At 62.4% G+C, this 20,855-nt stretch carries 15 protein-coding genes and 1 pseudogene; 2 read left to right on the plus strand and 14 right to left on the minus strand.

Annotated elements, in window-relative coordinates; genetic code table 11:
- Positions 1-100: 100 nt before the first annotated feature.
- The 7 genes from J7I86_RS14080 to J7I86_RS14110 form a co-directional block, all read right to left on the minus strand.
- Positions 101-634, minus strand: coding sequence for an RNA polymerase sigma factor (locus tag J7I86_RS14080; RefSeq protein WP_214820791.1), 534 nt, complete (start codon positions 632-634; stop codon positions 101-103).
- On the minus strand, positions 631-1,395 hold the full coding sequence (locus tag J7I86_RS14085) for a hypothetical protein (protein WP_214820793.1): 765 nt from the start codon (positions 1,393-1,395) through the stop codon (positions 631-633). The genes J7I86_RS14080 and J7I86_RS14085 overlap by 4 nt, the downstream gene beginning before the upstream one ends.
- Before the next feature lie 92 nt (positions 1,396-1,487).
- Positions 1,488-2,180 (minus strand): response regulator transcription factor, encoded by a 693-nt coding sequence (locus J7I86_RS14090; RefSeq protein WP_214820795.1) that lies wholly within the window; start codon positions 2,178-2,180, stop codon positions 1,488-1,490.
- On the minus strand, positions 2,177-3,466 hold the full coding sequence (locus J7I86_RS14095; RefSeq protein ID WP_214820797.1) for a histidine kinase: 1,290 nt from the start codon (positions 3,464-3,466) through the stop codon (positions 2,177-2,179). Before J7I86_RS14095 ends, J7I86_RS14090 begins: the two co-directional genes overlap by 4 nt.
- Positions 3,467-3,492: 26 nt before the next feature.
- A complete protein-coding gene (locus J7I86_RS14100) occupies positions 3,493-4,344 on the minus strand; it encodes an ABC transporter permease (protein ID WP_214820799.1) in 852 nt (283 codons plus the stop codon).
- A gap of 2 nt (positions 4,345-4,346) precedes the next feature.
- A complete protein-coding gene (locus J7I86_RS14105; RefSeq protein WP_214820800.1) occupies positions 4,347-5,291 on the minus strand; it encodes an ABC transporter ATP-binding protein in 945 nt (314 codons plus the stop codon).
- A 146-nt stretch (positions 5,292-5,437) separates the two neighbouring features.
- Entirely contained in the window at positions 5,438-6,940 is a 1,503-nt protein-coding gene (locus J7I86_RS14110; protein ID WP_214820801.1) for a bifunctional phosphatase PAP2/diacylglycerol kinase family protein, read from the minus strand.
- A 55-nt stretch (positions 6,941-6,995) separates the two neighbouring features.
- Between J7I86_RS14110 and J7I86_RS14115 the strand changes: the two genes are divergently transcribed.
- Positions 6,996-7,700: a phosphatase PAP2 family protein gene (locus J7I86_RS14115; RefSeq protein WP_214820802.1), complete on the plus strand. Its 705-nt coding sequence runs from the start codon at positions 6,996-6,998 to the stop codon at positions 7,698-7,700.
- Here the strand turns inward: J7I86_RS14115 and J7I86_RS14120 are convergent.
- The 7 genes and pseudogenes from J7I86_RS14120 to J7I86_RS14150 all read right to left on the minus strand — a co-directional run bounded on the left by J7I86_RS14120 (position 7,645) and on the right by J7I86_RS14150 (position 19,563).
- Complete coding sequence (locus tag J7I86_RS14120) at positions 7,645-8,829, minus strand: MFS transporter (RefSeq protein ID WP_214820803.1); 1,185 nt, start codon at positions 8,827-8,829, stop codon at positions 7,645-7,647. The genes J7I86_RS14115 and J7I86_RS14120 overlap by 56 nt on opposite strands.
- The gene (locus J7I86_RS14125; protein ID WP_214820804.1) at positions 8,826-9,593 is read right to left on the minus strand and encodes a DeoR/GlpR family DNA-binding transcription regulator; all 768 of its coding nucleotides are present in this window, start codon (positions 9,591-9,593) and stop codon (positions 8,826-8,828) included. The genes J7I86_RS14120 and J7I86_RS14125 overlap by 4 nt, the downstream gene beginning before the upstream one ends.
- A 154-nt stretch (positions 9,594-9,747) precedes the next feature.
- On the minus strand, positions 9,748-11,430 hold the full coding sequence (locus J7I86_RS14130) for an ABC-F family ATP-binding cassette domain-containing protein (protein ID WP_214820805.1): 1,683 nt from the start codon (positions 11,428-11,430) through the stop codon (positions 9,748-9,750).
- A 52-nt stretch (positions 11,431-11,482) separates the two neighbouring features.
- Positions 11,483-13,489: a penicillin-binding transpeptidase domain-containing protein gene (locus J7I86_RS14135; RefSeq protein ID WP_214820806.1), complete on the minus strand. Its 2,007-nt coding sequence runs from the start codon at positions 13,487-13,489 to the stop codon at positions 11,483-11,485.
- Between the two features lie 113 nt (positions 13,490-13,602).
- Positions 13,603-17,448 (minus strand): NPCBM/NEW2 domain-containing protein, encoded by a 3,846-nt coding sequence (locus J7I86_RS14140; protein ID WP_214820807.1) that lies wholly within the window; start codon positions 17,446-17,448, stop codon positions 13,603-13,605.
- Between the two features lie 181 nt (positions 17,449-17,629).
- A complete protein-coding gene (locus J7I86_RS14145; RefSeq protein WP_214820808.1) occupies positions 17,630-18,286 on the minus strand; it encodes a response regulator transcription factor in 657 nt (218 codons plus the stop codon).
- Positions 18,283-19,563: pseudogene (locus tag J7I86_RS14150) on the minus strand (sensor histidine kinase). Before J7I86_RS14150 ends, J7I86_RS14145 begins: the two are co-directional and overlap by 4 nt.
- A gap of 195 nt (positions 19,564-19,758) precedes the next feature.
- Here J7I86_RS14150 and J7I86_RS14155 point away from each other — a divergent pair.
- Complete coding sequence (locus tag J7I86_RS14155) at positions 19,759-20,838, plus strand: ABC transporter permease (protein ID WP_214820809.1); 1,080 nt, start codon at positions 19,759-19,761, stop codon at positions 20,836-20,838.
- Positions 20,839-20,855 lie beyond the last annotated feature (17 nt).

A 20,855-nucleotide genomic window follows, 5' to 3' on the forward strand; every position in this document is an offset into this window, starting at 1 on the left:
AGCCACGGCGCTTGTAGTGACGAAGGTAACACAAAATCTCCCCGGTTGGGCGTTAAAAACATTTATGAATGTATATAACGCACACCTCGCGGAAGGCGGTTTAGTTCCTCATTCCCTGCGCCAGAACGAGCTTGAGTTCTTTGCGGACCCGGGAGTAGCGGGATCTGGACGCCGCTGCGGACAGTCCAAGGACCGCCCCCGCCTCGGCCACTCCGAAGCCGTCCCAGACGATCAGCATGACCAGTTCCCTGTCTTTTGGCCGCAGCCGGGAAAGGGCCCCGAAAATCTCGTCGTACGGATCCTGGAGTGCCGGCGGCTCATGCACGAGGCCCTGGCGCAGCTTCTCGGACAACGCTCTCCTGCGGATCCTTCCCCGCCGGTAGTTCGCCAGCACTCCTTTGGCGACGCCGAAGCTCCAGGCACGAATCTCTGCCTCCCCTTCGGGTAACCGGTCGCGCTGCCGCCACAGAATCATGAGCAACTCGGATACGCAGTCAGCTGCATCTTCCGCGGGGTCAACCCGGCGCACGAAGTACGCCATCAGGGCAGGAGTCAGCGCGCGGACACATTCCTCGAACCGGTCTTCCATGGTGGCTGGCGTCGCCACGTCCTCACGTGCAGGGGCCGGAGTCACTGTTGGAGACCTTTGATCATGTCCCGGCAGCCCAAAGTGCGGTGGTCCTCCTCCACGGTTTTAGAATCACCTGATTCGGCAGCCGCAACGGACAAGGTCATGCGCTCCACCACACCACCCCCGTCCGTGGCAATCGTGGCCGGCCAAGCGAGGGATTGCTTGAGGACAGAAGCCGCCGTGGATTGTCCTTGTTGATCCCCTGCGGAGTGCCGGTCCAACCACTCTGCTTCCCAGAGGCACCGGACCAGCCCCTCATATCTGATGGTTGGCGCAATGTCCTGCGTGATGATGCCGCTGCCCTGATCGTTATCCTGATACATCTTCGCTTCCTTCGACGCGGAAGCATCCTTGAGGCGCTCTTCGTCATACCCCGGAGGCAACGGCAGCGAACCGTACTTAGTCTTGGCGAACCGGGCGTAGTCAGAAGCAAGGGGGTTGATCCACTCCGAGTCCCGGATATCCAGGTTCCGGGTGGCGCCGTCTCCGGTTGACGTCGGAACCGGCGGCGGGTTTTCCACGTCTTCGGTGAGGAAACCCATGAACTGCGCTACCGCCGGGGAGGCCACCCCGACGCCAGCCACACCAACGGCACCGGCTACCAGCAGCGAAATCCATCTACGACGTCTTTTGGGCTTTGACTGCTCGGACACTCCAGTCCGCAGTTCCCTCAGGACGTTATGGGCTGCCTCCGGCTCAAAGGCCCACCTGTTAGCCGGATCTGCCCCGCGCAGCTGCGCGTCCAGTTGCTCATCGTTCATCATTCCCCCAAATAGTGCGTGCCCGGCCCTAACACCCAGTACATGTCCGGACGGGCAGCAAACGTGGCAAGAAGCTTTGGAAAGCTGGCTAAGCGCTAGAAATCCGGGTTGCTGGGCACCACGAGTCCGGTTTCGTAGGCATAGACCACAACCTGCACCCGGTCCCGCAGTTGGAGCTTGCTCAGGATCCGGCGGACGTGGGTCTTCACCGTAGCCTCGGAGAGGAAGAACTTATGGGCGATCTCAGCGTTGGAGAGACCCTCCGCGATGGTAGTGAGTATTTCGGTTTCACGCGGTGTGAGTTCATCCAAGAGCGGATCGCGGTGGTGACCCGGCGAATGACCGGGCACAACGCCGCCGCGAACATACGTTTCCAGCAGGCGTTGAGTGACACGCGGGGCCACTACCGCATCACCACTGGCCACCAGACGCACGGCGTGTACCAGTTCCGATGGCGCAACGTCCTTGAGAAGGAACGCCGATGCCCCAGCCTGCAAGCCGCTGAAGGCGTACTCATCAAGGTCAAAAGTAGTCAGGATGATGACCCTGGCATCGGAACCTGAACCCGAAATTCTTCGCGTTGCCTCAATGCCGTCCATGCCCGGCATGCGCACGTCCATCAGGACAACGTCCGGCTGCAGCGCCTCTACCTGGCGAACAGCCTCAATTCCGTCCGAAGCCTCGCCCACAACGTGGAAGTCCTCTTCGCCTTCAAGAATGAGCCGGAAGCCCATCCGCAGCAGTGGCTGATCGTCCACCAGCAGCACTTTGATGGTTTCTTCGGTCATGATTCCCCCTTTTCGCCGTTCCAGCGGAGCTCGGCGTGGACCGCCCAGCCTCCCCTTTTTCCCGGACCGGCAGTAACGATTCCAGCATAAATTCCAGCACGTTCATTCATTCCGGCAATGCCCTGTCCGGTCCCCAGGCTGCCCACGGATTCGCTGCCGCCCTCGCGGGTTCCACGGCCGTCGTCGTAAACGTCAATGGTGACCAAATCGCCGTCGCGAGCCACTTGAACGTCAACTCGGCTGAGCGAGCGCCCGTACCGCAGAACATTGGTGAGCGACTCCTGCACAATCCGGTAGACGGTGAGTTCGAAGGCCGGGTCAGCCGGAAGGCCCGGCCCCGCATGAGCGTAATGCAGTGGCAGCCCGGCTGTCCGGAAACCATCCATGAGTTTCGCCAGGTTCTGCCCGGATTCGAGGGGCGTCAGCGGTGCCGGCCGCCCGGAATCATCCCGCAGAACCCCGAGCACCCGCCGCATATCGGCCAGCGCGGCCCTGCCGGTGCGGGACAGTTCGCCAAGGACCTCCCCGGCCCGGTCCGGATCCTTCTTGACCACCACGGCGGCACCGTCCGAAAGACTGATCATCACCGTCAGGGAGTGGGCAACGACGTCGTGCATTTCGCGGGCGATCCTGTTTCGCTCGGTGACCTTTCCTAGCTGTGTTGTCCGGGCAGCCCACGCCGCGATCTCCGCTTCATGCTCCCTACGCTGGCGCACCGAGATGCCGATGCCCGTAGCGAGGAGATTGGACAGCATAATGGACGCCGCAGTGGCGATGTTGTTGATGAGGTGGAAGTTCTCCGGAAGGTCCTGCAAGTTGTCCATCTGGCTGGGACTCGTCCACATGAACAAGTAGAGCAGACTCAGAGGTAAACTCGCCGCTGCGAAAACCACCAGGGCGAGCCTGCGCTTCCGAAGGGATGCCACGGCATAGAGCGCAAACCAAAGACCCGCGGAAACGTTTGAACCCCACGGATTCAGGATGGTGGCCGCAATTTCCAGAAGTGCAACGGCCAGCACTACCTGAAGCGGGAATTGCCGCCTGAAGAACAAGGCGGCGGCGATCATCAAGAGAATCGCCACCACGAGCCACTTGCCGTCGATGATCGAGCTGATGATGGTGGGCAATGCCAACAGAACGTAGCAAAGGATCACCACGGCATCCATGGCGCGAGGACGCTTGTAGAAGTAGCGCCGGATCCTCCCCCTGCGACGCTGGGTGATTTCAGCGAAGGACGCGTCGGCCGTGGTGGCTGACGCGTCCTTCATCTGTGAAACTTCAGTCATGGATTGAGCCTAGACGGCAACCCGTCCTAGACGTCCCGCTTCTTGAGCAGAATCATGGCCAGAGCAACCGGGACAACTACCCAGGCTCCCAGGACCAAACCTGCCTGCCAGGCTTCCAGCGTTTCCGGGACATGCTCGACGGCGGTTAGCGGACTAATGGTGCTGGTGGGGAGGTATTTGTTGGCTTCCTTGAAGAAGTCGCCGGGGATGAGCTGGAAGGCGATGGGTGCCACGAACAGGAGTCCAACCAAGCTCATGATGCCGCCGGCAGAGTTGCGCACGATCGTTCCAAGGGCCATGCCGATGGCTGCCACGGCTGCCACGTAAATGCTGTTGACCAAGAGGAGCTTGACGGACTGTGAGCTACCAAGGTCCAGCTTGAGGCCATAGTTATCCACGATGGGGAGCGACACCAGCCCGGCGATGTAGGTGGACACGGCGGTCAGGAGGAAGGAGCTGACCATGACCACAATCAGCTTCGCCAGGAAGGGCGAGAGCCTCTTGGGAACTGCGGCAAAAGTGGAGCGTGCCATGCCGGTGGTGAACTCGGAGCTCATGAGCAGGACGCCCAGGGACCCGAGGATTAGCTGCGCGAACGAGATTCCCGACGTGGGTATGCTGACTGCGAGGTCTCCGCCTTGGGCGGCCATGGCGGCCGCGGCTTCCGGGTCGTTGGCAACCTGCTCTGCAAACTGCCCCGTTCCCCATGCTGAGAGGGCCGCGAAACCCACCATGACCAGCGCAGTGGAGGCCAAGAGGATCAGCGTGGACATCAAAGTGCGGAACTTGATGAATTCGGAGTTGAGTACGCGGTGGAATGACGGTCCTGGACCGACGGAATTACGGATGGACTTGCGGTCCACAGTGGTGGTGCTCATGTCTATTTCCCTCCGGCCTGAGCGGGAACCGAGGCCCCGGTGGTGATGTGCGAGTGGTATTCGACCTCGTCCTTGGTCAGTTCCATGTACGCCTCTTCCAGGCTTGCTTGGAGCGGGGTCAATTCGTAGACCATGACCTGGTTGTCCAAGGCCGTACGGGCGATGCCGCGCGGATCGAGCCCTGAAACCTCCAGCAGTTCCCGTTCGTGGACTTCCACGGAAACACCGGTTCCGGCAAGGAGTTGCATGAGGCGTTCCGGCTGATCGGTGCGGACGCGAGTGCGTGCGTGGCCCTTGCCGGTGATGATTTCAGCTATGGGCGCATCTGCAATGATCCGGCCGCGGCCGATCACAATCAGGTGATCCGCGGTCAGTGCCATCTCACTCATGAGGTGGCTGGAGAGGAAGACCGTCCGGCCTTCGGAAGCCAGGTACTTAACGAGGTTGCGAACCCACACCACACCTTCGGGATCGAGGCCGTTGACCGGCTCGTCCAGGATGATGGTTTGCGGATCACCCAGCAGCGCTGCGGCAATGCCGAGGCGTTGGCCCATTCCGAGTGAGAATCCCTTGACCTTCTTCTTGGCGACGTCACCCAGGCCGGTCATCTCGATGACCTCGTGAACCCGGCTCTTAGGGATGCTGTGCGTCGCTGCCATGGCAAGAAGGTGGTTGTACGCGGTGCGGCTCGTGTGGACAGCCTTGGCATCCAAGAGGGCGCCGACCTCCCGCAGCGGCGCCTTGTGCTGGGCGAAGGGCTCACCGTTCACGGTGACAGAGCCCGATGTGGGAGCGTCCAGTCCCATGATCATGCGCATAGTGGTTGACTTGCCGGCACCGTTCGGGCCCAGGAAGCCCGTCACCCGTCCAGCTTGGACAGTGAAACTGACGCCGCCCACGGCGGTCTTATCGCCGTAGACCTTGGTCAGGCCTTTTGCTTCGATCATGGAAGCGTTCCCTCCTCGGAGCACATGTGTGCAAGTGAGTTTTGAATGTACCTACAACGCTACTCACGGACGGGGCGGAAATCGCCTGTCTCAGGGATGATTCAGGGTTCAGCCAGGGTAGTCCTCGCGGATGACTCCGGGGCCAGTCAGGCCTCCGGCAGAGGCGAGTACACGGTGAGCTCGCGCGGTTTCACCGTGAACGTGGCACGACGCACACCGGGTTTAGGCTCCCCATCAACCGCCAACACCAGCGGTTGACCGATGGCTTCCACGGTGATGGTTGTGGCCTCGGTCAGGTGGGTGACTTTGGAAGCGGCAACCGTGCCGGTCACTACCGCCCAGAGCAGCCGGGCCCGGGCGAACGGCTCGTCCGCAGTGATCATGCGCAGATCGAAGACTCCATCGTCCAGCACAGGCCGGCGAAACGGTGCGTGATCGCTGGGATAGAACCTGCCTCGCCCCATGTAGAGAATCCACAGCTTGTGCTTCACGCCGTCAACGGTGAGCGTGGTGGGCGAGTTCACCCCGAACGTGCGCAGCGACGCCACCACGCCAGCCAACGGTTTACCCATAGCCGGTTGCAATCTCTCCCTGCGACGAACCAGGTTCGGATAGACACCAAAGCTGGCAGTATTCAGCATGGCCAACTCGCTGGTCTCGGGTGCCTCGGAAAGGCCCCGCTGCACCACCACGTGGCCCAGATCGACGGACGCTGCATGCCCTTTGGTCACGGCGTCGATCGCATCGTCAATCGAGCTGGTGCCGAGGTCGCGGGCGAAGTGGTTAAGGGTTCCCCCTGGAAGGACCAGGAGTGGCATTGAATGTTCGACGGCGGCGGCCGCCGCAGAACCAACCGTTCCGTCTCCGCCCCAAACACCCAAGGCAACGGTGCCTGGTCGGGCGGCCACGGCATCGATTTCAGCCGCTACATCTTCACCCTCGGCGATTTCATGTATATAAGCCTTAGGGAATATATTGCGCAACAGCTCTGCGGTCTCGGGTGTATAGGACCCGCCCATGACGTTGACCGCTATACCGAGCCCCTCGCCGTCGGAAATTGCCGGCGCTTCCGCCGGCGTCCGGCGAGGTGTCGGTTCAGCAGGTCTGGCAGGCCACCATTTGCGGGTAAGCAATGCTGCCCCTGCTCCCAGAGCGGAACCGAACACCACATCGGAGGGCCAGTGGGCACCCGTGTGCACACGGGAGTAGGCAACTCCCGCAGCGATCGGGGCAAAGGCGACACCTAGCGCCGGGGAAACAATTCCAGCACCCACAGCAAAGGCCACTGCAGACGCGGAATGGCCCGAGGGCATGGAGGAGCTGGCGGGTTGTGGATTCACAAAACGGAACAGCGGCAGATGTTCCGGCTGGGGTCGGGTCCGGGGGAGTGCCCGCTTGAAGATGAGGTTGGTGACAGCCGACGCAACGCCCAGGGCGAGCACACCGTGAAGGGCCGCTCTGCGCGGTTTACCGGGGAAGGTAGCCATAATTCCAGCGATGCCGAACCATAATTTACCCTTGGTGGCCGCGGCGGAAAGTCTCCGAAAGAAGACGTCGTGATCACCTTGGCGTTGCCGGGACACAGCCCGGACCAGGAAATGGTCGAACCTCGCAACCCGTTTGGGGCCTTTGCCCAAGAAGCCTCGCATTCCATCACCCTAACGCCTGGCGTCGCCACTCATCTGCCGTGGATACCATGAATGGATGATTCGCGTACTCCATCCACGTCCACGCCCCGGCTGGCTGCTGGTCACACCTGGAGTACTTCTGCTTTGTGCCTTCGCGGTCCCGGGGGCACTGATCATGGCGGGCCAAGGCGAGCCGGCTTTTAATCGGGTGGACACCGGCTGGCAGTCCTTCGCCTTCACCCTGCACTCGCCCTTCTGGGATGGGGTGAACGGTATCCTCAACTGGGCCGGCTACGCCGGGATGCTTGCCTTCCACGTTGTGCTCGCGATTTCGCTCGTTATCTGGCAACGACCCAAGGCAGCAATCTTCGCCGCTACAAGCGGCATTTCAGTCCTGGCGCTAACGCAACTTGCGAAAGCCGTGGTGGGTAGGGATAGGCCGCAAGGTGCCAAGGTACTCAGCGACACAGGGTCATACCCTTCGGGGCATGTATCTGCCACCACGGCATTCCTGATGGTGCTCGCGTTGCTGATAGGGCGTGGGTGGATGGTACTCATAGCCGCCATTGGCGTGGTGGCCATGATGATCAGTCGCACTTACCTTTCGGCCCATTGGCTAAGCGACGTCTTAGGCGGTGCCTGCCTTGCCGCGGGCATTGTCCTCCTGATGTGGTGGCGCTTCCGAGATATATGCATCAAGGAGAATGACTCAGCTGGCGGAAAGACTATTTGGGCGGCAAGGGCTTCGCAACGCCAGCGAGCAACAGAGCAAGCAAAATAGGCGCCCCAATGGCGAGCAAAGCCATGTGAATTCCGGTGTGATCGCCGAGGTAGCCCAAGAGGGGCGGGCCCGCCAGGAAGGCAACGTAGCCGATAGTGGAAACCACGGATACACGGGCAGCTGCATGCTTGGGGTCGTCCGCTGCGGCTGACATTCCCATAGGGAAGGCCAACGCAGCGCCGATGCCCCAAAGCGCCGCCCCGACGCCCGCCAGGACCACATTGCCCGCAAAGACGAACAACGCGAGTCCCGCGGCCGCTGCTGCCATGCTGGCCCGGAGGACGTTCACTCGTCCAAACTTGTCGATTGCCTTGCCGCCGAAGAACCGCATGACCGTCATCGCCAGGACAAAGAGCGCAAACAACAACGCGCCGGTGGCCTCAGAGGCGCCGAGCCCGTCCACTGAAGCCTTCGCGATCCAGTCGTTGCCCGCACCTTCGGTGAGGGTGGCGCCGAGGACCACCACGCCGATGAGCAGCGTCCTGCCATCCCGCCAAGCGGTGGGACCCTTCTCAGCCACCCCGCCGTCGTGAAGTTCCTCAACCTCGTGCGGCAGGAAGTACTTGGGAACTGTCAGCGCAAGGGCGATGGCAATCGCCGCGATAACCAACAAGTGCTCCGGCAGGCCCACGCCCAGTTGGGAAAGGCCGGCACCAATCAGCGCGCCAAGGAAGGCGCCACCACTGAAGGCAGCATGGAATTGCGGCATGATAGTGCGCTTGAGCCGGTGCTCGACGTCGGCGCCTTCAATGTTTTGAGCCACGTCCCATAGCCCGATGCCAATGCCGAAGAAGAACAGAGCTACCGCTGTGCCCGGAACGGAGGCGCCCATCAGCGAGAAGGCAATGGCTGCACCTGCAGCGCCCGCTACGATGCCGGCCACCCGGACCGTATTCGCTGTGCCGATCCTGCCCACTACCCATCCGGCTGATGGCAGCGCCAGCAAGGAACCGACGGCGGTGCAGAGCAGCAGGGTGCCCATCTGGCCGGAAGTCAGGCTGAGCGCCTCGGTCACAGCCGGGATTCGCGCAGCCCAGCTGGCGAAGACCAAACCGTTCATACCGAAGATCAGGAACGTTGCCACGGCAGCGGCGTTGACGTTGGTGGTGCTTCTGGTGTTGGTGGTCATGCAATCACAACTTCCACGGAGAGTTCATCGAGCCGGGCAAGGTCTTCGGGGGATGGTTTTTGGTCTGTCACAATGACGTCCACGGCCTCCATGGATGCCACTAAGGCCACAGCGCTGGCATTCCACTTGCTGCCCGCGGATGCCACGATCACCCGCGCCGTGGATTCCAGCCCGGCGCGTTTCACGGCAGCATCATCAAGATCGTGGGCCAAGAGGCCGTCCTTGAGGTTGAGTGCGCAGGGAGTTACGACGGCGGTGTCGAACCTGAGCGAGCGAATGTTGGCTTCTGTCATGGGTCCCCTGAACGACTGTTCCCCCGGGATAAGTCGGCCGCCGGGGAGGAGGAGCTCCGGAGAGCGGCCATCCTTAGTGCGAGTCAATGCTTCGACGCCGTGCAGTGACATGGGCATCACCGTGAGTTCCCTTTTACTCAGGCGGCGTGCGATCTCCGTTGCCGTGGAACCACTGTCCAGCCACACATACTCGCGGTCCCTGATGAGCTGGTCTACAGCGTTCGCGATTCGGACCTTAACCTCGTGGTCTTCCAATTCGCGCTGGCCGTAACCGGGGTTGTCGCCGCGTGCCAGCAAGCTGCGCGCACCGCCGTGGACGCGCTTCAGCACTCCGTTGGCCGCAAGGATTTCCAGGTCTCGCCTGACAGTGGCGCCGGAGGCTCCCGTGGCTTGGACAAGCTCGTCCACCGTGGCTTCCTCGCGGGAGCGCAACAGCTCACCAATGAGCCGGTGGCGGTCAGCAGTTCCCATTCTTCAACCCTAGCAAGGAATGCTCAGTTAATCACACGGTGTGATCATTTGCGCACCGTCCATCTCTCACATCCCATGGCTTAAAGCGAAACGCTCTCGCAGCAGGTGCAAGAGCGTTCGCGGAATACCGCCGGTATGTGAGAGACGGTCCAGGCTAGCGGGCGCGCTCCACCCGCTTCTCATCCCACACGGGTTCCTCAGACTCGTAGACTTTGCCGTCGGAGCCGAAGATCATGAAGCGGTCGAAGGACTTGGCGAACCAGCGGTCGTGGGTGACCGCGAGAACGGTGCCTTCGAAAGCATCGATTGCACGTTCCAGGGCCTCGCCCGAGTGCAGGTCCAAGTTGTCCGTGGGCTCGTCGAGCAGCAGCAAGGTGGCGCCGGAGAGTTGCAGGAGCAGGATCTGGAACCGTGCCTGTTGGCCGCCGGACAAGGACTCGTACTTCTGCTCGGACTGACCAGCCAAGCCGTAAGAATCCAAGGCTCCGGCAGCGGCCTCGCGGGCGAGTCCGGAACGGTGCTCGTCGCCGCGATGCAGGATCTCCAGCAGGGTTCGACCCAATAGATCGGGCCGGACATGCGTCTGCGCGAAGAACCCGGGCCGGATGCGGGCCCCAAGCTTCACGGTGCCTTCATGCGGTACTTCAGCGATCACTACCTCGGACACCGGCAGGTGCTCGCGCTCCGGATCGGTTCCTCCGGTGGCGAGGAGACGCAGGAAGTGGCTCTTGCCCGAACCGTTGGACCCGAGAACACCAACGCGGTCGCCGAACCAGATCTCTGTGGAAAACGGCTTCATGAGTCCGGTCAGTTCGAGCTTCTCGGCCACTACGGCACGCTTGGCTGTTCGCCCACCTTTGAGGCGCATCTTGACGTTCTGCTCGATCGGCAGGGCCTCGGGTGGGCCGGCTTCCAGGAACTTGGCCAGGCGGGTTTGCGCAGCTTGGTACCGGTTGGCCATGTCGGAACGGAAAGCGGCCTTGTTCTTGTACATGTTGACGAGTTCTTTGAGCTTTATATGCTCCTCATCCCAGCGCTTGCGGAGTTCCTCGAACCGGGCGTTACGGTCCGCGCGTGCCTCCACATAGGATCCGAAACCGCCGCCATGGATCCACGCGCCCGCTCCGTTGATGCCTGGCTCGAGCGTCACAATGCGGCCTGCCGCGTTGTTCAGCAGCTCGCGGTCGTGGCTGATGAACAGCACGGTCTTCTTGGACTCGTTGAGCTTCCCCTCCAGCCAACGCTTGCCGGGGACATCCAGGTAGTTGTCCGGTTCGTCGAGGAGCAGGAGCTCATCAGGGCCGGCAAACAGGGCTTCGAGTACCAGGCGCTTCTGCTCGCCACCTGACAAAGTGGAGGCGCGGCGGAACTGTGCCTTGTCGAAGGAAATTCCGAGGGCAGCCATGCAGACTTCGTCCCAGACGGTCTCGACGTCGTACCCGCCGGCGTCTCCCCAGTCCACGATCGCTTGTGCGTACTTCATCTGCGTGGGCTCGTCGTCGTGCTCCATCATGGCCAGCTCGGCGTCCTCCACGGCCTTGGCAGCTGCCGCGAGGCTGGCCTGTGCCGTGGAAACCAGGAGATCCCGGACGGTGGATTCGTCACGGACCTGGCCCACGAACTGCCGCATGATGCCCATGTTGCCGGAACGTCCCACCACGCCTTCGTCAGGGGTGAGATCGCCGGAAATGATCTTGAACAGGGTGGTCTTGCCCGTTCCGTTGGGCCCGATGAGCGCCGTCTTGGTGCCATCGGGGACCTTGAAGGTCACCCCGTTGAGCAGCTGGGTGCCGTCGGAGAGGAAGTAGTCGATGCCGGAAACGTCAATATGGGCCACGTTTCAATCCTCCCATGGCCGCGTATCGACGCGGCGCTACTCGCTTCCGGGGTTAGCCCACCGCGGTAAGGAAGGACTTCAGCAGGGGTCCGCTGACTGTGGCACCCAAGCCGCCTTCTTCCACGAACACGGCAACTGCCAAATCCCCGTGCGTTGCGACGATCCAAGCGTGCGTCTTGGGCGGGTTGTCATTGCCGAATTCCGCGGTGCCTGTCTTGGCCCCGACCAGCGTCCCGGGGACTTCGGCGAGGAAGCCTGCGTGGCCTGACGTCACTACGGCCCTCATCATGTCAGCCAGGGATGCGGCCTCTTCCTTAGTGATGGGCTTGGTGGACGCCGGTGAGGCTGGGAGCGCTGAAGCTGAAGCGGACGACGGCGACGCGCTGCCACTTTCGGTGGGCGTGGCACTAGCGCTGGGGTTCTGGGTGGCCTGGGAGCCCTGGGAGCCCTGGGCAGCATCGGCATTCACCACGAGCTGCGGAGAAACAGGTGCCCCGTTGGCGACGGATGCTGCCATGACTGCGGCCGAGAGCGGGGAAAACAGCACCTTGCCCTGGCCAATCATGGAAGCTGCGTGCTCGGTACCTTCGGCAGCACCGGGAACCGAACCGAGGAAAGCGTCGGCGCCCAACTTGGGAGCTTCAACCGCCACGCCGAGGGCCTGGGCTGCGGATTCAAGCTGGTCCTGGCTGACAGCATCGCGGGCATTGATGAAAGCCGTGTTGCAGGAGTGCGCAAAAGCGTCGCGGAGGGCCACCGAGCCAAGGGAGCTTTCCGGATAGCCTTCGGCGTTCTTGAAGGTGCGTCCGTCCACCGTCAGCGTTGAGGGGCACTCAACCTTCGAATCCGGTGTGGCGCCGTTGCGGAACATCGCCAGGGAATCAACGATCTTGAACGTGGAACCTGGAGCATACTGGCCGAGCAAAGCGGTGTTGTAGCCGTTGCTGCCGGGTCCGGATGCTGCAGCGAGGACGGCCCCGGTGGACGGTTTGAGGGCAACAATGGCTGACGCCGGTCCAACACCGGCCAGTGTCTCTTCCGCCAATTGCTGGAGTTTCAGGTCAAGCGTGGTCTTGAGCGTAGTGCCAGGGGATGGGAGGGACGAGAAGAACACCTTGGTGCCGGGCGTCTCACCTTCGGACTTCACCTCAGGAGTGGCACGGACTTCCACGCCGTCTTTGCCGCGGAGCAGCGAGTCGTACTTCTGCTGCAGACCGCCGGTACCCGTGGTGTCTCCGGCACGGAGCGCACCGTTGGAGTTTTCAATCTGTTCAGCACTGGCTTGCCCAACGCTGCCCAGCAATGCCCGCGCGAAGGTCCGCGTGGGTGCCAGAGCCATGGAGTCCAGGATGCTGGAACCGCCGGGAATGGCTTCGATTTTCGCTTCAGTGATGTCCGCCGTGTAAGCGCGCAGCACGAGGCCTTCTACAAAGGCCTGCGGACCTGAGGCAGCAACCTGTTTGGCGTATTCTTCCGCGTCCAGCCCGAGCAGAGCCGCCATGGCACGCGCAGAAGCATCGGCTTGCTCTGCCGGAACCTTCGTTTTGTCTATACCCACCCGGAAGACAGGACGGTCTTCAACGATGGGAGCGTCGCCGGCGCCAAGGATCTGGCCGCGCTGGGCGGGAACGGTCTTGACGGACAAGGTTTCGCCTTCGGAGAGTTCCGGGGCAAGGAGTGCCGGGGTCCATTGGACGGCCCACTTGTCGCCGGATTTCTTCAGTGTGGCTTCGGAGCTGTACTCCCACTTGGCCGAGCCGATGTTCCAGCTGTACTTAAGGGGGAAAGTTGCGGTGTCGCCGTCGAGCTTAACGTCGCCCGACTCCACTGCCGGCTTGGCGTCAAGTCCTTCGAAGACGGCCTTAAGTTGATCGTTGGCCGCGGCGGCGTCCTTACCCTCCACGGCGATTTGGCCGACGTCGAGCGCCGCCAGCGAGGAGGCCAGTTGCTTGGCTGCCCCTTCCGCACCGGCGCGACCGTCATCGCATGCGGTGAGCGATCCGGCCATGACGAGCGCTACGAGACCAAGAACAAGACGATGTTTTTTCAATTTCCCCATTTGCGACATTATGCCCGGTTCCTCGGACAGTTTCTTGTCCAGGCCGCCAGACGGACGCCGCCGCCCGTCACCCCGAATGGAGTTGGCGAGCGACGGCGGTCTGGAAACTCAGGCTACGGAGCGCATGTGAACTTGGCATCACCCCAAATGCCATGCGCCCCGTTGATGGATCCGGAGGGGTCCACCACCAATTCCACATAGGCCGCACCAGTGAGGTCCACGGACACGGATTCAGGAGCGAATCCTGGTGTGTACGTGCGCGACTGGTACTTGTTCACGCCGTCGGCATTGACCTTGAAGATGATGTTGCCGCCAAAGCCACTCTCAAGGCCTACCTGGGAGGTGAACGAGGTGCACTTTCCGCCCAGGTAATAGGTGATCTTTGAGGGAGCGTGGACGCCCAGGCCCTTGCTGAACACAGGCTGCTGACCGGTGGCAGGATCGGTGTAGTTGATGGCCAGCGGCGTGTCCGGGGATGACGCCGAGTCCTTGTTGGCCACGTTCTTTCCGATCACGCCGTAGCCGTTCAAAGACTGGACCCAAGGCGTCTCAGAGGCGTACACCGAGCCGACCGGTACGTCCGGCAAGGGCTGCGACGTCACCTTCCAGTCGAAGAACTTCACCCTCGTATCAGTGGGCAGGGTGACGGACGCCAGCTCTTTTGTGGGGTTCAGTCTGACCGTGTTAGAGAAGGCCTGGTACTTGTACTGCGTGTACTCCGGGGACGGCCCGTTGGCGTTGTTCCTGCCCTGCTCGGAAACTGCCACCACTGCGCCGTTGAGGACGGACGGCTGCAACCAGTTGGGGAAGAAGATGGACTGCTGCTCGGTGGTCCCGTCCGCGTAGCTAAGGGTCAAAACCGGGCTTGTTCCATTGCCCACCGCGGCGGATCCAAGGACTGCCAAGTGTGTTCCCTTGCCTTGGACGGCGATTGTCTGGGCGGAGAGTGCCACGGAGTTGGGCACGTCGGGGCCAACGGCCGGCCACGTGTAATCCACCTGCGATGGTTTTCCGGCGTCCACTGTAACGGTGCTTCCCGGTCGGACACCGCCGGCCGGTAACGTGGCGGCGGCCAGCTGCTCGGCAGCGAAGGTGGCCCCTCCGCCGTCGAAGTTTCCGAGGCCCTTGCCCGCCACGGTGGTCACCGAAACAGTGTTGTAAGCGGCTGCCAAGGAGCCATAGGCTACATAGATCTGATTGCCGCCGGTCACGGACTGGCTGGAGCCGGATGCAGCATACGACGCCGAGACGCGCACGGTCTGTTGGCCCGCCTTCGCGCTGGTCCCCGGCTTGATGACGAACGTGGCACTTGCTGTGGCACCGCCTTCCACCTTGGCTGCGGTTGCTCCGGAGGAAGAGACTACCGTCCAGCCTTCGGGAAGCACCGGGGTCAGCACCACATTGGTCTTGGCCTTGGTTCCGGTGTTCACGAAAGTAGCCGTGACCGAGGTTTCCTGGTCCTGGAAGACCTGCTGGCCGGTGGTTACCCGAACTTCAGCGGCAGAGTCCTCCTGGCTCTTGCCACCCAGGGGTCCGGCCTGCTGGAGCTGCACCGTAGCTGCCTGGTTTGAAGCAAGGGAACCGGTCTTTACCCAGATGGTGCCGTTGTTGGCCTCATCGAAGAACCAACCCGTGGTTGCTGCAGCATAGGCGGCCTGTGTGGAATGTTGGGTGAGCTTGGTGCCGCCGATCTTCACGTCCTTCGGCGCTGCTCCGGCATGGACTTTCAGTTCGTAGGGCCGGGCGGCAGCCTTGCCGTTGTACTCGCCCTTCCGCTCACCGATGGAGACCTTCACGCTGCTGTTGCCGGTGCCGGGAGCATCCACGGAAAAGAGTTGGCTGGAGGACTTGCCGTCCTTGAATTCACGGGTGACCTTGTCATCCTCGTAAAGCGTGAAGGTGTCCTGGCCCTTGGCGTAGACGTCCAAGGTGATCATGGAATCTTCGGGAACAAGGGACGCGTTGCGGGCAACGATTCCCTGCGGGATCACTGCACCGGCACGAACGAACACCGGCAGCTTGTCCAACGGCGCGTTGTAGCCGTTGAGGATCTGGCCGCCTTGGTAGAGCCTGCCGGTCCAGTAATCCACCCACTGCTGGCCTGCGGGAAGGAAGATGCCATTGCGGACATCGGTTTGTGTAAAGACGGGTGCCACCAGGAAGTCGGAGCCCAACATGAACTGGTTGTTCGCTTCGGCACCGTAGGACCACTCTTGTTCAGGGAACTCGAGGGCCATGGAACGCATCATGGAAACACCGCTGGTGGATGACTCCTGGGCCAACGTGTAGATGAAGGGCATGAGCTGCTGGCGGAGCTGCAAGTACTGGCGGTTGATGGCTGTGGCTTCGTCGCCGTAGAGCCACGGACGCTTGTCCGTCGCAGCCCAGCCGGACATGGAGTAGAGCGCCGGAGCGAAGGCCTTCCATTGGAGGTCGCGGACGTACGACTCAGCGGAACCGCCGAAAATGCCGTCAACGTCGCCCGTGGTGAACGCCAAACCCGAGTTGCCGGCACCGGTGAGGGCAGAGACCTGCCAGCGGACGGCGTCGAGGTTTCCTGAATGGTCACCCGTCCACTGCATGCCGCACCGCTGGGAGCCGGCCCAACCTTCCACCATGAGCGAGGTGCCGCGGGCGTTGGAATACTGTTCAATGCCGCCATGCGCCGCCTCGCAACCGGTGAGTGCCTGACGGTAGCCCTGGCCTACCCACGCGACGTCGAGCTTACGGAGCCGGACGCCGGCCTCGCCCACTTCGTACTCCTGGTTGGTCAGAGAACGCTGCGTCCACAGGCCAACTTTGAGGTCGGTTTCTTCCTCGATGTTGTTCACGGTTTCCGGGAGTTGCTGGTATTCGCAGCCGTAGCCGTCGTTGACCAGCATCCAGCCGGCAGGCATATCGTTCTCCACGAACTTCCGGGCCGTCTTGATGGCGTCGGGCGTGCGCTGCTTGGCGCCGTCGGGATCGCCGTATCCTGACGACGAATAACCCGGGTTGGAGCGGTTGTAGCAGTCGGCATCGCCGTATTCCAGGGCGTAGACCGGGGGCATCATGGGCTTGCCCGTCAAGGTTGTGTAGGCGCCCAGGGACTGCTTGTAGTCGCCCACAAAGTAGTAGGCGTCAAAGCGCTTTTCTTCGTGGGTGGTGGTTGTTGGACCTGCAAAGTTGTAGGAGCCGCGGGCAAACGTGTCGCGGAGGACACCGTAGCCCTTGGAAGACATGTAGTAGGGCACAGCATTGGGGTAGCCGTCGTCATCCCAGTCGAAGTTCTTGGCAATGTTGATCAGGGCGCCCGTGTGAACCGAACGGCCATTTTGCATGCCGCCGCCAATGAACTGCTCCCCGTCCTGCTGGGCCAGGTGCTGCGTGGCCGAGGTGGCACCGAAGGTGATGGGCGCTGATTCCTCCAGGACCAACGAACCGTCAGTCCTGAGAACGCGAAGCTGCGTGGTGGCCTTGTTGATCTCGACGCTGATCTTTGCGGTCTTCAGGGCCAGCCGGTCGCCGTCGGTAACTGTTGGGGTGACTCCGGGGAACTTGTCCTTGCCCACCACGATGTTGGCGGTCCTGGCGGGATCACCTTGGTCTGTGTTGGCTGGGTCCGTGAACTTGCCACTGGGGTCGGCTTCCAAGCGGAAGTTGCCGTCGTCCAGGAATGTGACTCGAATGGCGCCTTTCTCGGTTGAAAGGTCCACGACGTTGCTGGACTGGGTGAACCCGGTCACCGCTCCGAGAGGTACTCCGGCGGCGTCGACAGGGACTTCGGGGGTGGCGGCTTTGATGGCGCCGGGGTCGCCTGGAGCAGCACTGGCGACGGCGTAGGTGAGGGCGGGGATGGTTCCTGCGAGGAGCAGTGAGGCCAGGCCGAGGGAAGCGGCCTTCCTGGCGAGTGAACCGTTTTTGGTGCGTCCGGAGCTGCCGGGGGCAGTGCCGGATAAGCCCAAGGTGGGTGCGGGCATGTGAGGCCAACTTTCGACGAGTGACTTTTTGTGATCTAACTCATGGCGAAACGTGCACTAATCGTCACTGTAAAAAGGTCAAAGGTCAACCGTTTAACCAAAACTACTTACCCATCGAAGTCGCAGTTAAAGCCGTTTTGAGCGCTCAAAACGGCCTCAAATGCGACCCAGTTGGGTGAACTCAGCGCCCGCGGATGAGCCTGCGCTGCGTGGCAACGGCAATGGCAGCGGTCCGATTGTCCACGCCGAGCTTCGAATAGATGTGCACCAAGTGGGTCTTCACCGTGGCCTCGGAAATGAAGAGTTGCTTGGCCATGACGCGGTTGCTCATGCCCGTGGCCAAAAGCTCCAGCAGCTGCACTTCCCGGGCGCTCAATGCCGGCGATGGATTCCGGATGCGGCCCAAGAGCCGCGCGGCAACTTCGGGTGCCAACGCGGTTTGCCCGGCCGCCGCGGACAACACGGCCTGCCGGATCTGCTCCGGCGGGGCGTCCTTCAACATGTAACCGCTCGCACCCGCCTCCACTGCGGCGAGGATGTCGGCGTCGGTGTCGTAGGTGGTCAGAATCAGCACTGGCGGTGCGGGAGTTCCGGCTTCGCCCGCCTTGATCTTTTCCGTGGCCGTCACGCCGTCCATGCCGCTGCCCATCTGCAGGTCCATGAGCACCAGGTCCACGGGCTCGCCCAGGGTGTGCAGCTTGCTGAGTTCAGTCAGCGCGGCATCACCGTCAGCTGCCTCGGCAACCACAGTCACCCCCGCGAAGTCGGCGAGCATGGCCCGCAGCCCCGCGCGAACCACGGGGTGATCGTCCACCAGCAACACTCGAATCTCACTCACGCCGCACCCTCATCCGCGGGCAATGGCAACCGGATCGCAATGACTGTCCCCTCACCGATCGCCGATTCGATCTCCAGGCGACCGTCCAGCGCCGATAGCCGTTCACGCAAACTCTGAAGCCCGACGCCGGTTCCGTCGCCACGCGCCGGATCGTCCGCCGTCGACGGCTCGAAACCTCTGCCGTCGTCAAAAACGTCCAAGGTCACTTCCGCGCCAAGGAAGGACAGGGTCACGACGGCGGTGCGCGCGTGGGCGTGCGCCCACACGTTCGCGAGGGAAGCTTGTGCGGCCCGGAGCAGGGTGGTCTGGTACGTATTCGGCAGCTCTACAGGCGTACCCACCAGCTCAAAGCGACAGCGCAGCGCGGACCCCCGGGCGGCAGCTTCCGTCTCCGTCTTCTCGCACAGCCTGCGGAGCGTGTCCACGAGCCCGGTCTCTTCAAGATCCGGCGAACGCAGGCCGCGGACAAAGCTCCGGGCCTCGGCAAGATTGGCAGACGCTGTGTCCTGAACCGTCCGCAGCCGCTCCTTTGCAGCAGTGGTGTTTCCGTCGTCCAAGGCTTTCTCCGCGGACCTGCCCATCAGGATGATGCTCGAGAAGCCCTGTGCAAGGGTGTCGTGGATTTCCCGGGCGAGCCGTTCGCGCTCAGCCAGCATTCCGGCGTCGTGCTGGGTCTTTGCGAGTTCAGCGCGCGCCCTGCGAAGCTGGTCAGCTACAGCGCGCTGGTTTTCGGCTTCGACGAACAAGGCACGGTACGCCAGACCGGTGACCACCGCGAAGACAGCCCCGAACACCGGTCCCAGGACCATGGCAAGCTGCAACCCGCCGTCGGACCCTCCCCGGCTGTGGCACCATAGCGTCCCCACCAGAAGGGCTGTGCTCACAGCAATCGCTGGCAGAGCGAGCCCGCGGGGGAGCAGGTGAAGTTGCAGGAAGAACAGCGGGAAAGCCACCCACGCGAAGTCGCTGCTGACCAGCAGGAGCTACAGCCATAGGAGCATCACCGCGCTCAGCCACCAGCGCGCATAGGGTGTCGGATTGAAACGGGTGGGGTCGCTCGCATGGCGCTTTTCCAGGAGCGTCCCGCTGAGATAGACCAACGCCAGCAAAGCCGAAAGCCCCAGGCCCGCGATCACAGCCATAGACGACGGCGCCCCACTGATTCCCATTCCCGCCGTCAAACGGACCACGGCAACCAACAACAGAACCGCGAAACCCACGTGCAGGCTCACACGCAGCACACGGAGGATTGTGGCGGCGCCTGCGGGAGACTGCATGCTTCACAGCGTATCCCCGGCAATCCCTGTTCGAGGCCGAATTCCGCGCCCTGATGCCTGAATCAACCATTCGGATGATCGCCGGTTCAACTCCTCGATGCCGGCCGATCCATCCGGCTCCCGATGTCCCTCCGGCTTATCGCCGGAAGAGTTGATATAGCCGGGATCAAGCCCGCATTGAATCGAAGGAATCCGATGTTTCTTGCCATCCGCGACATCCGCTTTGCCAAGGGTCGCTTTGCGCTCATGGGTTGCGTGGTCGCCCTGATCACCCTGCTGCTGGTCATGCTGTCCGGGCTGACCGCGGGCTTAGGCAACCAGTCGACGTCGGCCCTTGCGGCCCTGCCTGCTCAGCAGATCATCTTCGGCGCCCCCGCCGGAGGTGATCCAAAGGCTTCGTACACCGAGTCGGAAGTCTCCGCGGTCCAGCTTCAGACCTGGCGGGATCAACCGGGCGTGACGTCCGCGCAGGCGCTGGGGATCAGCCAGACCCGTCTCCAGTCGCTGGGTGCTGGCGGGACCCCGAGTGGGACCGCGAACGTGGCAGTCTTTGGCGAAGCTGTTGCTCCATCCGCTGTGGAGGACGGGACGGTAGTGGTGGGTGAATCTCTGGCCAAGGAATTGACGTTGGACGTTGGCAGCCGGGTTCGTGCAGGCGGGACAGATCTGACGGTTTCAGCCGTTGTGGAGGACCAGTGGTACTCCCACACCGGCGTGGTGTGGACAACGCTCGATACGTGGGGGTCCATCGCGCACGCGGCACCTGGCACTGCCACTGTTATCACCGCAACTTTCGACGCCGGAGCTTCCGTGGACGTTGACGCCGCCAACGCGGCGGCCGGCACGGTCAGTACCGATCCTGTGGGGTCTTTCCAAGCACTGGCCTCGTACAAGAGCGAAAACGGCTCCCTCATGCTGATGCAGGCATTCCTCTACGGAATTTCGGCTTTGGTGATCGTAGCGTTCCTGACGGTGTGGACTGTGCAGCGCACACGCGACATCGCCGTCCTCAAAGCCTTGGGAGCTTCCTCCGGCTACGTTTTGCGGGATGCGCTCACACAGGCGGCCATGGTGCTGCTGGTCGGAGCCGTTGGAGGCGGACTTCTTGGCTTGGCTGGCGGATCATTCGCAGCCCGGGCCGCACCATTTCTGATCACTCCCATGACGACGCTGCTCCCCATCGCGGGGGTCATCCTGCTCGGTTTAGGGGGCGCGGTCCTGGCAGTCAGAAGCGTCACCAAGGTGGATCCGTTGTTGGCCCTCGGCGGCAACTAATACATTCCTAGAAAGGC

It is taken from the genome of Arthrobacter sp. ISL-95 (genome assembly GCF_018613695.1).
Classification (GTDB): Bacteria; Actinomycetota; Actinomycetes; order Actinomycetales; family Micrococcaceae; genus Arthrobacter.

Excerpts from the sequence above, each read along its gene's own strand:
- J7I86_RS14115 (WP_214820802.1), top strand. The coding sequence starts at position 6,996 with ATGATTCGCGTACTCCATCCACGTCCACGCCCCGGCTGGCTGCTGGTC.
- J7I86_RS14110 (WP_214820801.1), bottom strand. The coding sequence starts at position 6,940 with ATGCGAGGCTTCTTGGGCAAAGGCCCCAAACGGGTTGCGAGGTTCGAC.
- J7I86_RS14135 (WP_214820806.1), bottom strand. The coding sequence starts at position 13,489 with ATGGGGAAATTGAAAAAACATCGTCTTGTTCTTGGTCTCGTAGCGCTC.
- J7I86_RS14120 (WP_214820803.1), bottom strand. The coding sequence starts at position 8,829 with ATGACCACCAACACCAGAAGCACCACCAACGTCAACGCCGCTGCCGTG.
- J7I86_RS14085 (WP_214820793.1), bottom strand. The coding sequence starts at position 1,395 with ATGATGAACGATGAGCAACTGGACGCGCAGCTGCGCGGGGCAGATCCG.
- J7I86_RS14095 (WP_214820797.1), bottom strand. The coding sequence starts at position 3,466 with ATGACTGAAGTTTCACAGATGAAGGACGCGTCAGCCACCACGGCCGAC.
- J7I86_RS14090 (WP_214820795.1), bottom strand. The coding sequence starts at position 2,180 with ATGACCGAAGAAACCATCAAAGTGCTGCTGGTGGACGATCAGCCACTG.
- J7I86_RS14155 (WP_214820809.1), top strand. The coding sequence starts at position 19,759 with ATGTTTCTTGCCATCCGCGACATCCGCTTTGCCAAGGGTCGCTTTGCG.
- J7I86_RS14105 (WP_214820800.1), bottom strand. The coding sequence starts at position 5,291 with ATGATCGAAGCAAAAGGCCTGACCAAGGTCTACGGCGATAAGACCGCC.
- J7I86_RS14125 (WP_214820804.1), bottom strand. The coding sequence starts at position 9,593 with ATGGGAACTGCTGACCGCCACCGGCTCATTGGTGAGCTGTTGCGCTCC.
- J7I86_RS14100 (WP_214820799.1), bottom strand. The coding sequence starts at position 4,344 with ATGAGCACCACCACTGTGGACCGCAAGTCCATCCGTAATTCCGTCGGT.
- J7I86_RS14140 (WP_214820807.1), bottom strand. The coding sequence starts at position 17,448 with ATGCCCGCACCCACCTTGGGCTTATCCGGCACTGCCCCCGGCAGCTCC.